The organism is Janibacter corallicola NBRC 107790, assembly GCF_001570965.1.
GTDB lineage: Bacteria > Actinomycetota > Actinomycetes > Actinomycetales > Dermatophilaceae > Janibacter > Janibacter corallicola.
In genome coordinates this window covers 1-10,650 of sequence record NZ_BCSR01000064.1, presented here as the reverse complement: position 1 = coordinate 10,650, position 10,650 = coordinate 1, and the positions used below count along the sequence as shown (strand labels likewise).

Annotated in this window: 11 protein-coding genes and 1 pseudogene; 3 read left to right on the top strand and 9 right to left on the bottom strand. The window is 71.9% G+C overall.

Annotated features, from left to right (window positions below; translation table 11 throughout):
* Positions 1-699 (top strand): THUMP-like domain-containing protein (locus tag JCO01S_RS15990; RefSeq protein WP_439645706.1); only part of this gene is annotated, 699 nt, incomplete at its 5' end.
* Positions 700-752: 53 nt separating this feature from the next.
* Entirely contained in the window at positions 753-1,988 is a 1,236-nt protein-coding gene (locus JCO01S_RS14595; RefSeq protein ID WP_245634462.1) for a glycoside hydrolase family 3 N-terminal domain-containing protein, read from the top strand.
* Between the two features lie 70 nt (positions 1,989-2,058).
* Here the strand turns inward: JCO01S_RS14595 and JCO01S_RS14590 are convergent, their stop codons facing one another.
* The 9 genes from JCO01S_RS14590 to alr all read right to left on the bottom strand — a co-directional run bounded on the left by JCO01S_RS14590 (position 2,059) and on the right by alr (position 10,434).
* Positions 2,059-2,976, bottom strand: a complete 918-nt coding sequence (locus tag JCO01S_RS14590) for a glycine betaine ABC transporter substrate-binding protein (protein WP_068257360.1) — start codon at positions 2,974-2,976, stop codon at positions 2,059-2,061.
* Positions 2,977-3,043: 67 nt separating this feature from the next.
* The gene (locus tag JCO01S_RS14585) at positions 3,044-3,931 is read right to left on the bottom strand and encodes an ABC transporter permease (RefSeq protein ID WP_068257359.1); all 888 of its coding nucleotides are present in this window, start codon (positions 3,929-3,931) and stop codon (positions 3,044-3,046) included.
* Entirely contained in the window at positions 3,931-5,157 is a 1,227-nt protein-coding gene (locus JCO01S_RS14580; protein WP_068257356.1) for a quaternary amine ABC transporter ATP-binding protein, read from the bottom strand. Before JCO01S_RS14580 ends, JCO01S_RS14585 begins: the two co-directional genes overlap by 1 nt.
* A gap of 146 nt (positions 5,158-5,303) precedes the next feature.
* A complete protein-coding gene (gene tsaD / locus JCO01S_RS14575; protein ID WP_068257353.1) occupies positions 5,304-6,377 on the bottom strand; it encodes a tRNA (adenosine(37)-N6)-threonylcarbamoyltransferase complex transferase subunit TsaD in 1,074 nt (357 codons plus the stop codon).
* Positions 6,374-6,844, bottom strand: a complete 471-nt coding sequence (gene rimI, locus JCO01S_RS14570) for a ribosomal protein S18-alanine N-acetyltransferase (protein ID WP_068257351.1) — start codon at positions 6,842-6,844, stop codon at positions 6,374-6,376. Before rimI ends, tsaD begins: the two co-directional genes overlap by 4 nt.
* The gene (gene tsaB / locus JCO01S_RS14565; protein WP_068257346.1) at positions 6,841-7,572 is read right to left on the bottom strand and encodes a tRNA (adenosine(37)-N6)-threonylcarbamoyltransferase complex dimerization subunit type 1 TsaB; all 732 of its coding nucleotides are present in this window, start codon (positions 7,570-7,572) and stop codon (positions 6,841-6,843) included. Before tsaB ends, rimI begins: the two co-directional genes overlap by 4 nt.
* Complete coding sequence (gene tsaE / locus JCO01S_RS14560; protein WP_068257342.1) at positions 7,569-8,057, bottom strand: tRNA (adenosine(37)-N6)-threonylcarbamoyltransferase complex ATPase subunit type 1 TsaE; 489 nt, start codon at positions 8,055-8,057, stop codon at positions 7,569-7,571. Before tsaE ends, tsaB begins: the two co-directional genes overlap by 4 nt.
* Positions 8,054-9,226 (bottom strand): alpha/beta fold hydrolase, encoded by a 1,173-nt coding sequence (locus tag JCO01S_RS14555; protein ID WP_068257339.1) that lies wholly within the window; start codon positions 9,224-9,226, stop codon positions 8,054-8,056. Before JCO01S_RS14555 ends, tsaE begins: the two co-directional genes overlap by 4 nt.
* Positions 9,226-10,434, bottom strand: a complete 1,209-nt coding sequence (gene alr, locus JCO01S_RS14550) for an alanine racemase (protein WP_084342960.1) — start codon at positions 10,432-10,434, stop codon at positions 9,226-9,228. The genes JCO01S_RS14555 and alr overlap by 1 nt, the downstream gene beginning before the upstream one ends.
* Positions 10,435-10,481: 47 nt before the next feature.
* Between alr and JCO01S_RS16310 the strand changes: the two are divergent.
* Positions 10,482-10,650 (top strand): annotated as a pseudogene (locus tag JCO01S_RS16310) (aldo/keto reductase); the annotation flags it as partial.

Here is a 10,650-nt window from a genome sequence, read left to right as displayed (position 1 = left end):
GCCGACCGGCAGGGCCGTACCCGCCGCGTCTTCCGGCTCGAGGAGATCTCCCCCTCGTGGGACTTCGTGCTCTCGGTCGCCCACGAGGTCCCCGCCACCGGCGCCAAGCTCAGCCCGAGCCTGCCCGAGCACGCCCTGCCGGCGGGCACGGAGGCGCAGTGGACCTCCTGGCAGGGCACCGTCCTGGAGTGCGCCCTCTGGTGGGGACCGCTCGCGCAGCGGCCCGGCCGCAGCGCCCGTGTGCTGCGCAAGGGGCGGGCTCCCGTCGAGGTGGACGAGACCCACTGCGAGGCGGACCCGGCAGCAGCCACCGACACCGGCTCGATCGGACGCTGGCTCTACGAGGCCGACCGTGCCGTGGTGCGCGCCGGCCTCATCGGGACGGTCACCGCCGCCACGGCCGGGCTCGAGCTCGAGCCCGGCGTCGGGTACGTCACGTCCGAGGAGCGCCACGAGCTCGGCCACGCCCGGCGCCTCGAGGTGCTCGAGGCCATGCCCTACTCGGTGAAGACGCTGCGGCGCTGGTTGCGCGAGCGCGGCGTCACCGGCCTGACGGTCAAGAAGCGCGGCGTGCGCATCGACGAGGACCAGCTGCGCCGCCAGCTGAAGATCGGCCGCGGCGCGGGTGACGGCGCCACTGCCACAGTGGTGCTGACGCGCGTCGCCGGCGAGCAGCTGGTGCTCGTCGTCGGCTCCTGAGACACGGCCGATCCACCCGGCAGGACGCCGACCGCGCAGGTAGCGTGCCCGACATGTCCCACCACGTCTTCTCCCGTGCAGCCGCAGCCGCGGCCGCGCTCGCCCTCGTCGGGTGCGGGTCGAGCGGTGACAGTGCCGCCAGCACCTCGGGCGGCTCGTCCGGCACCTCCGCCACCGGCAGTTCCTCCACGGCCGGCTCCTCCTCGACCGGGGGCACGCCCCCTTCGTCCACGCCGGCGGCGGCCAGCAGCTGCGTGAAGAAGGTGCGCTCCGCGATGACCCCGACCCAGCGCGCGGGCCAGCTGGTCATGGCCGCGCTGGAGCCCGGCCCCGCGGACGGACTGGACCGGTACGTGAGCGAGCAGGGCCTCGGCGGCATGCTCTACCTCGGCGGCTGGGAGGGTGCCGACACGGTGACCGCCACGAGCCGGCACATGCAGCAGGTCGCCCCCACCGTGGACGGCACGAAGGTGGGCACCCTCGTCGCAGCCGACCAGGAGGGGGGTGAGGTCCAGCAGCTGAGCGGATCCGGCTTCACGGACATCCCCTCGGGGCTGGAGCAGTCCCGGCTGCCGCAGCTGCGCTCGTCCGCGAAGACCTGGGGATCCGAGCTCGCGGACGCGGGCGTGAACATCAACCTCGCACCCGTCGCCGACACCGTCCCCGCGGACATCGGCACCGACAACGAGCCGATCGGCAAGTGGGACCGCCAGTACGGGTCCACCCCGCGCACCGTCGGGAAGGGCGCGAGCAGCTTCGCCAGGGGGATGATCGACGCCGGTGTCGAGCCGACCGTCAAGCACTTCCCCGGCATCGGCCGGATCAAGGGCAACACCGACCTGACCGACGAGAACATCAGCGACCGCCGGATGACCAGGGGCGACACGCACCTGCACCCCTTCGCCAAGACCATCGACGCCGGCGCGAAGATCGTCATGGTCGGCTCCGCGCACTACCCCAAGATCGACGGGGACACCCCTGCGGTCTTCTCACGGACCATCGTCACCGGGATGCTGCGGGGGGACCTGGGTTTCGACCGGGTCGTGGTCACCGACGACGTCGGCGCCGCCAAGTCCGTGGCCGCGACCCCGGTCGGCCAGCGCGCCACGAAGTTCGTCGCCGCCGGAGGCGACATCGTCCTCACCGCCGAGCCCGGCCAGGTGCCGACGATGGTGGAGGCGCTGCAGGCGAAGGGGGCGAAGCACCCCGCCTTCGCGAAGAAGCTGAACGCCTCGGTCACCCGGGTGCTCACCCTCAAGGAGGACATGGGGCTGCTGCGCTGCGGCTGACCTCCCTGCACGAGAGAGCGAGCCCCGGGCCACTGGCCCGGGGCTCGCTCTCTCGTGCGGGGAGAAAGGCCTACTTCTCCTCGGTGATCTCGGTCTTGAAGGCCTTGGGGTTCTTCTTGATCCAGGCGTCGATGGCTTCCTTCTCCTTGCCCTCGCCGTACTCGTTGACGACCATGTCCTCCAGGGACCCGTACTCCTCGTCGTCCAGCTTGATCCCCTTGATCAGCTTGGCCGCGTCGGGGAACTCGTCGGAGAAGTCCTTGGTCCCGAGGAAGTGCAGCGCCTCGCCCTTGCCCAGCGCGCCCTTCGGGTCCTTGAGGTCACGGACCGGGAACTTGCTGTTCGCCCAGAAGGGGCGCCAGAGCGTGACGACGATGTCCTCCTTGTTGTCCGTCGCCTTCTTCAGCTCGGAGAGCATGCCCGCCGTCGAGGAGGTCACCAGCTCGAAGTCGTCACCGAGACCGTACTTCGGGATGACACTGTCCTTGGTCTGCTTGGTCAGACCCGCACCGGGCTCGATCCCGATGATCTTGCCGTCGAGCTCCTTGGCGTGGCTCTTCAGGTCGGAGATCGACTGGATCTTGCTGTACTTCGGCACCGCGAAGGTCAGCTTCGCGTTGTCGTAGTAGGCACCCACGTCCTCGATGTCGTCGCCGTACTTGTCCATGTAGGACTTGTGCGTCACCTCGGGCCAGGCCGAGGGGTACATGTCGACGTCGCCCTGGGCCAGTGCGGTGTACAGCGGGGCGGCCTCGGTGAGGGTCTGCATCTCGACCTCGTAGCCCTGCTTGGTCAGCTGGTCCTCGAGCAGGTAGGCGGTCGAGAGGCCGTCGGTCCAGGACGGGATGTAGCCCAGCGTGATGGTGCCCTTGTCACCGTCACCGCCCGAACCCCCACCGTCGTCGCTGCTCCCACAGGCAGCGAGGCCGAAGGCCAGTGCAGCGACCCCGGTCGTGGCGATGGCCTTGCGGCTGAGTCGCATGTTCATGTTGTCCTCCTCATTGGCGCCGCCTCGGGGCGGCTGCGTCTCCGGCTCGCGCCGGGATCGGTCGGTTTCAGTTGCGCTTCAGTGCCCCTCGCAGCCAGCGGTACAGCGAGCCCTTGTACTCCCCGGGGTTGCCCAGGGCAGCAGTCAGTCGGTCGAGGAACACGGCCAGGACCACCACCCCGAGACCGGCCTCGACGCCCTGCGGGATGTCCAGGGTCGAGATGGAGGAGACGACCTCCTTGCCGAGCCCGTCGGCGCCGACGAAACCGGCGATGACGACCATCGACAGCGCCAGCATGATGACCTGGTTGATGCCGGCCATGATCGTGGGCGTGGCGAGCGGGATCTGGATGCCGCGCAGGATCTGGCGCGGCGTCGCGCCGAATGCGGCACCGGCCTCGACCGTCTCTCCGTCGACCTGACGGATGCCCAGCTCGGTCAGGCGCACACCGGGCGGCAGCGAGAAGACGACGGTCGCCACGACGCCGGGCACCGCGCCGACACTGAAGAAGATGATCGCCGGGATCAGGTAGACGAAGGCAGGCATCGTCTGCATGAAGTCCAGCACCGGCTTGACCACGGCGCTGGCGGCGGAGCTGCGGGCGGCCAGGATGCCGATCGGCACGGCGATGGCCACCGCGAAGATCGTGGCGATGACGACCATCGACAGCGTGAGCATCGCATTGGCCCACTGGTCCATGGACGCGATGAGGGCGAAGCCGATGGCCGTGGCGATCCCGAACTGCCAGGACCGGAACAGCCAGGCCAGCAGCGCGAAGATGATCACCAGCACCACTGGCTCCGGTGCCAGCAGCAGGGAGTCGAGCGTATCGACCATCCAGCCGATGACGGTCTTGATGAAGTCGAAGAGCGCGCTGAGGTTCGTCGTGAGCCAGTTGATGATCGACTCCGCCCAGGAGCCGATCTCGATGCGGGGAAAGACCGAGTCCTCCATCAGGACGTCACCCCCAGCTGCTCGGCGGCGCCGGTATCCGCACCGTTCGTCGGCGTGTGCGCCGCCGCCGCCAGCAGGGTCACGTGGGGAACGGTGCCCAGCACCTTGCCCTCGTCGTCGACGACTGCCACCGGGCTGTCCGCATCGGATGCCTCGCGGAACATGTCCGCCAGGAGGGTGTCCGGGCCGACCGAGGCGACTGCCTCACGTCCGATCACCGGCAGCCGGTCTCGCTTCTCCCGCACCGCAACTGCCACGTCTTCCTCCCGCACCATGCCGGCCAGTCGCCGGTCCCGGTCGAGCACCACGAGCCACCCGGTCTGCGTCTCGCGCATGACCTTCTGCGCAGCGAGCGGGCCGGTGCCGGTACCGATCACCGCCGGTGGCGACTCCATGATGCCCTCGGCCGTGATCACCCGGCTGCGGTCGACGTCCTGGACGAACTGGGCGACATAGTTGTTCGCAGGGTCATCGAGGATCTGCTCGGCCGTGCCGATCTGCTCGATCCGCCCGTCGCGCATCATCGCGATGCGGTCGCCCAGACGCATCGCCTCGTTGAGGTCGTGGGTGATGAAGAGGATCGTCTTGCCCAAGCGGTCCTGCAGCTCGACCAGCTTGTCCTGCATGCCGCGACGGATCAGCGGGTCGAGGGCGCTGAAGGCCTCGTCCATGAGCATGATGTCGGTCCCGGACGCCAGCGCCCGGGCGAGCCCGACCCGCTGGCGCATGCCGCCGGAGAGCTCGTCGGGCATCGAGCCGCCCCAGCCCCCGAGGTCGACCATCGCCAGCGCCTCCTCGGCGCGCTTCTGCCGGTCGGAGGAGTTCATCCCCTGGATCTCCAGGGCGTAGGCGGCGTTCTCGCCGACCGTCCGGTGCGGCAGCAGCGCGAAGTGCTGGAAGACCATGCTGACCCGCTCCCGCCGGACCCGGCGCAGCGCCTCCCCCTTCGCCCGGGTCAGGTTGGTGTCACCGATGACCACGTCCCCGCTGGTCGGGGTGAGCAGGCCGTTGACCATGCGGATGAGCGTCGACTTGCCGGAGCCGGAGAGGCCCATGACCACGAAGATCTCCCCCGGGTCCACCGAGAACGAGGCGTCGATGACGGCGGCCGTCAGGCCCTGGTCACGCAGCTCGTCCCGGGTGGATCCTTGCTGCAGCGCTCGGACTCCGCGGTCGGGCCGGCGGCCGAAGACCTTGTAGAGGTTGGTGGCGGTGATGGAGCTCACTGATCTCCTGACATGGGCGACACGTTCACGGCCCGCGCCCACCCGATGGCGCGAATCACCGAGCGCCGGCCAACGACCACCGTAATCACTTGGTAAACCGCTGCCACAAGCGCGTTCGACTTTCGTGACCCGAATGCAACCCGGCGTCAGTGGTCGTGGTCGACCGCCACGGGCAGTCCGGTGCGCACGTCCGTGACCGGCAGCGAGCTGTCCGCGGGCAGCGAGAGGTCGCTGACGGGGCGGCCCTTGAGCATCAGCTGGGCGCCGAGGGCGGCGACCATGGCGCCGTTGTCGGTGCACAGCGCCCGACGGGGGACGCGAAGGGCGACACCCGCCTCGTCGCAGCGCTGCTGGGCCATCGCCCGCAGCCGCGAGTTCGCCGCGACCCCACCACCGACCTGCAGCGCGGCGACGTCGTGCTCCCGGCAGGCGAGGACCGCCTTGCGGGTGAGGACGTCGACCACCGCCTCCTGGAAGGAGGCGGCCACGTCGGGCACCGGTACGGCCTCACCGGCGGCGCGGCGGGTCTCCACCCACCGGGTGACCGCGGTCTTGAGGCCGGAGAAGGAGAAGTCGAAGCGGTGTCGCTCCATGTCCTTCCGGCCGGTCAGCCCGCGGGGGAAGTCGATGGTGATCTGCCCGTCCCCGGAGGCGCGGTCGATGTGCGGCCCGCCGGGGAAGGGCAGCCCGAGGACCCGGGCGACCTTGTCGAAGGCCTCCCCCGCCGCGTCGTCGATCGTCGAGCCGAGGCTGCGCACGTCGCGGGTGACGTCGGGGACGAGCAGCAGCGAGGAGTGCCCACCGCTGACGAGCATCGCCATCGTCGGCTCCGGCAGCGGTCCGTGCTCGACGATGTCGACGGCAACGTGGCTCGCGAGGTGGTTCACGCCGTAGAGCGGCAGGCCGAGGGAGAGCGCGAGCGCCTTCGCGGAGGCGACGCCGACCATGAGGGCACCGGCGAGGCCGGGCCCGGCGGTGACGGCGATGCCGTCCATGTCGGTGAGGGCGACCCCCGCCTGCCGGCAGGCCCGCTCGATCATCGGGACCATCGACTCCAGGTGGGCGCGGCTGGCGACCTCGGGCACGACGCCGCCGAACCGGGCGTGCTCGTCCACGCTCGAGGCGATCGCGTCGACGAGCAGCTCGGTGCCGTGGACGATGCCGACACCGGTCTCGTCGCACGAGGTCTCGATGCCGAGCACGAGTGGGGTGTCGCTCACGGCTCCTCCGTCAGGTCGAGGGCGAGGACGCGGGCGTCGACCCCGTCCGGGTAGTAGTGGGTCCGGGTGCGGACGTGGGCGAACCCGCGGTCTTCGTAGAGGCGCCGGGCGGGCACGTTGTCCTCGCGGACCTCCAGGACCAGGCGAAGGGAGCCGGCCGCCCGGGCGCGGGCGACCAGCTCCTCCAGCAGTCGCCGGCCGAGCCCGCTGCCGCGCCGTCGCGGGAGCACCGCGATGGTCATGACGTCGGCGACGTCGCCGACGTGGTCGATGCCGGCGTACCCGGCGATGCCCGCATCGTCCTCGAGGAGGACGTACTCGCGGCGCGGACGCCCGGCGAGCTCGCCCCACCAGGAGCGCAGGCTCCAGGCCTCGGGACCGAAGAGCTCCTCCTCCAGTTCGGCCAGCCCCGCCAGGTCCTGCCAACGGACCTCCCGCAGCACCGGATCGGCCACCGCTGCGGTCACTGCTGGACCTGCTCGGCGCCGCCACCGACGTGGGGTGCCTGGTTGCGCTGCGGGACGGGGGCGATGACGGACTTCGGCGGGGCCGGGGCGGCGGTGTCGGGGCGACGCAGGTAGAGCGGCTCGGCCGGCATGTCCTCGCCTGCGGTGAGCCGGGCCACGGTGAGGTCGGCAAGCACCGCGGCGTCGACGTCGAGGACCTCGGGTCCTGGTGCGGCCGTGAGCAGCTCGGGGTAGAGCAGCGGTCCGCGGCCGACCGTGGGCAGGGCCCGGACCACCTCCGGCAGGTCCGCGGGCCTGGTGACCGCCGGCTCGTCGATCGCGGTGACGTCCTCCTCGGTGCAGGAGTAGCGCGCCCAGTAGACCTCCTTGCGCCGGGCGTCGCTGGCCACGAGCAGCTCCCCGCGCGCCCCGGCCCGGCGCGCGGCCTCGGCGAGCGCGTCGAGCGAGCAGACCCCGAGCACGGTGGTCCCGTTGACGTGGGCCATGGTGCGCGCGGTCACGAGCCCGACGCGCAGCCCGGTGAAGGGACCCGGCCCGGTGCCGGCGGCGACACGGGTGACCTCCTCGGGGCGGGTCCCTGCCTCGGTGAGGACGTCCCGCAGCAGCGGGGCGAGCAGCTCGGTGGTCCGGCGCGCGTCGGGGACGGTGCGGGAGGCGAGCACGCGGTCCCCGTCGTGCACGGCCGCGGTGATCGCGGAGGTGGCCGTGTCCAACGCGAGCAGCCTCACGGCAGACCCCCTTCGTCCTCGGTGGTCAGGACGGCGGCGATGTCGACGTCGGCCCAGCGCGGGCCGATCCCGCGCACCTCCATGGTGCGCTCCTCGGTCACCGGGTCCGGGGTCAGGGTCACCTCGAGCCGGTCATCGGTGAGGCCCTCGACGAGTCCGGCGCCCCACTCGACGACGGTCACGGCCTGCTCGAGCTCGGCCTCGAGGTCGAGGTCGTCCAGCTCCGCGGTGCCGCCGAGACGGTAGGCGTCGACGTGCACCAGCTCCGGCCCGCCGACGAGCGAGGGGTGTACCCGGGCGATGACGAAGGTGGGTGAGGTCACCTCTCCCCGGACCCCGAGGGCCGAGCCGATCCCGCGGGTCAGCACCGTCTTGCCCGCGCCGAGGCCGCCGGTGAGCACGACGAGGTCACCCGCCCGCAGCAGGGAGGCCAGGCGGGACCCGGCAGCGATCGTGGCGTCCGTGTCCGGCAGCACGATGCTCATGCGCTGTGCCCCGGCACGGATCGTGCCGCCCGGTCGGCGTCGGCCTGCGGGTCGTCACCGCGAGTGCGTTCGAGCAGCCCGAGGACGGCCTCGGTGACGACGTCGGGAGACTCCAGCTGGACCAGGTGACCGGCCTCCGGCACGACCACGGTCTCCGCCGCCGGCAGCTCCCGGGCGAGGGTCTCGCTGTGCTCGGCGGGGATGAGCCGGTCCTCGCCGCCGGAGACGATGACCACGGGGGTCTCTCGCAGGCCCGGCAGCGCCTCGCGCACGTCGAGACCGTCCAGCTCGGGGAGGAAGGCTCCGATGGCCTCCAGCCGGGTGCCGAAGATCATCGTCGCCACGGCACGCAGCGTCTCGGTCGGCATCGGCTCGCCGAAGGCGTAGTGCTGCACGAGCCGGGACTCGATGCCACGCCCGGCCGCGCGCAGACCTCCCCAGAGGCCCTCCCGACGACCGAGGTTGCCCAGCACCCCCGGGCCGAGCATCGTGATCGCGCGGTCGAAGACCAGCCCCAGACCGAGGCGGACCACGCCGTCGCCACCGGCGCTCGTCGCGATGAGCGCCGCCCCGGCGACCCGCTGCTGGGTCAGCTCCGGGTAGCGCATGGCGAAGCTCATGATCGTCATGCCGCCCATCGAGTGGCCGACGAGCACGACCGGCCCCTCCGGCGTGGTCGCGTCGAGGACCGCCCGCAGGTCCTTGCCGAGCTGGTCGATCGTGCAGCGCTCGAGGTCGCCGGCCTCCGAGCGCCCGTGGTTGCGCTGGTCGTAGCTGACGACGCGGTAGCCGGCCTCGACGAGCGCGACTCGTTGGTGGATCCAGGAGCTGAGGTTGAGCACGAAACCGTGGACGAGCACGACGGTGGGGGCGTCAGGTCCCGTCCCCTCCGGTTCGTCGACCTCGGCGTGCAGCACGAGCCCGTCACTGGCGGGCACCGCGACCTCACGGGTGGCCTCGAAGGGGTAGACGTGCACCCGGTCCGGGTCGGTGACGGCGTACGCGCGCGAGGTGCGCGCGGCCGCCTTGCTCGCCAGACCGACCCCGGCGATGGCGGCACCGCCGACCAGGGCGGCGCCCAGGCCGATCCCGGTCGCCGCGGCACGGCCGATGCGGCGGCCGCCCGGCGTGTCCTTGCCGTCTGGCCGCTGCGTGTCCGGTTCGGCCATCAGAGCCCTCCCAGGTAGCGGCGGGGCACCCTCGAGCCCAGCCGCGTGACGATCTCGTAGTTGATGGTGTCGATGGCGGCCGCCCAGTCCTGGGCGGTGGGCTCCCCCTTCGCCTCCTGCCCGATGAGGGTCACCGGGTCACCGACGGCTGCTGGCGAGTCCGCTCCGAGGTCGAGGACGAACTGGTCCATGCAGACCCGGCCGGCGACGGTGTACCGGCGCCCGCCGACCTGCGCCGGCCCGACCGAGGAGGCGTGCCGTGGGATGCCGTCGGCGTACCCGAGCGGGACGAGACCCAGCCGGGTCTGCTCAGTGGTCGTGTACCGGTGGCCGTAGGAGATGCCCTGACCGGGCGGGCAGTCCTTGACGTTGATGAGCCGGGCCGTCACCCGCATCGCCTCCCGCAGGCCGAAGTGGGTCGGCCCTCCGACGTCCGGCACCGGCGAGAGCCCGTAGACGGAGACCCCGGGGCGGATCATGTCGTAGGTCGCCGAGGGGTTGGTCAGGGTCGCGGCGGAGTTGGCCAGGTGGCGCAGCCGGGGCCGCAGGCCGGCCCGCTCCGCCTCGGCCAGGGCCGCTTCGAAGACCTCCTGCTGGGCCCTGATGGAGGGGTCGCCCGGCTCATCGGCGCGGGCGAAGTGGGAGAAGATCCCCTCGACGTCGATGACGCCGTCCGCCTCGAGCCGGGCCGCGTCGCGAAACATGCCGGAGAGGTCCTCGCCCCACGATCCCCCGCGCCCCAGGCCGGTGTCGGCCTTGATGTGGATCGTCGCGGTGGTGCCCACCTCCCGGGCCGCGGCGGCGATCTCGGCGAGCGCCCACGGCGCTGCCGCGGTGAGCGTGATGTCGGACCGGATCGCGGTGGCCAGGTCCGCCCCGGGCGGGAAGAGCCACGTGAGGACCGGCGCGGTCAGGCCTCCGGCGCGTGCCGCGAGCGCCTCCCCCAGCTGGGCGATCGCGAGGTATGAGGCGCCGCCGGCGAGGGCGGCCCGGGCCACCGGCAGCAGGCCGTGCCCGTAGGCATCGCCCTTGACGACGGCCATGACCTCCGCGTCACCGGCACGACGGCCCAGCGCGGCGACGTTGTCGCGGATCGCCTCGAGGTCGATGTCCGCCCAGGCGGACAGGCCCTCGGTCGAGGCGTCCGCGGGCAACGTCGAGAGGGCGGCGGTCGTCGGGTGCGGCGGCTGCGAGTGCGTGGTGTCCATGGGTATCCGCCCGAGTGTATGCCCGCGGGACCGGGCACCATGGAGGCATGACCTACCGCGTGGACGACTACCAGGCAGACCCGACCCGCTACGACGACGTGGTCTACCGACGCTGCGGGCGCTCGGGGCTGCGGCTGCCGCCGATCTCGCTCGGGCTGTGGCACAACTTCGGCGACCACGAGCCGCTCGCGACGCAGCGGGCGGTGCTGCGGCGGG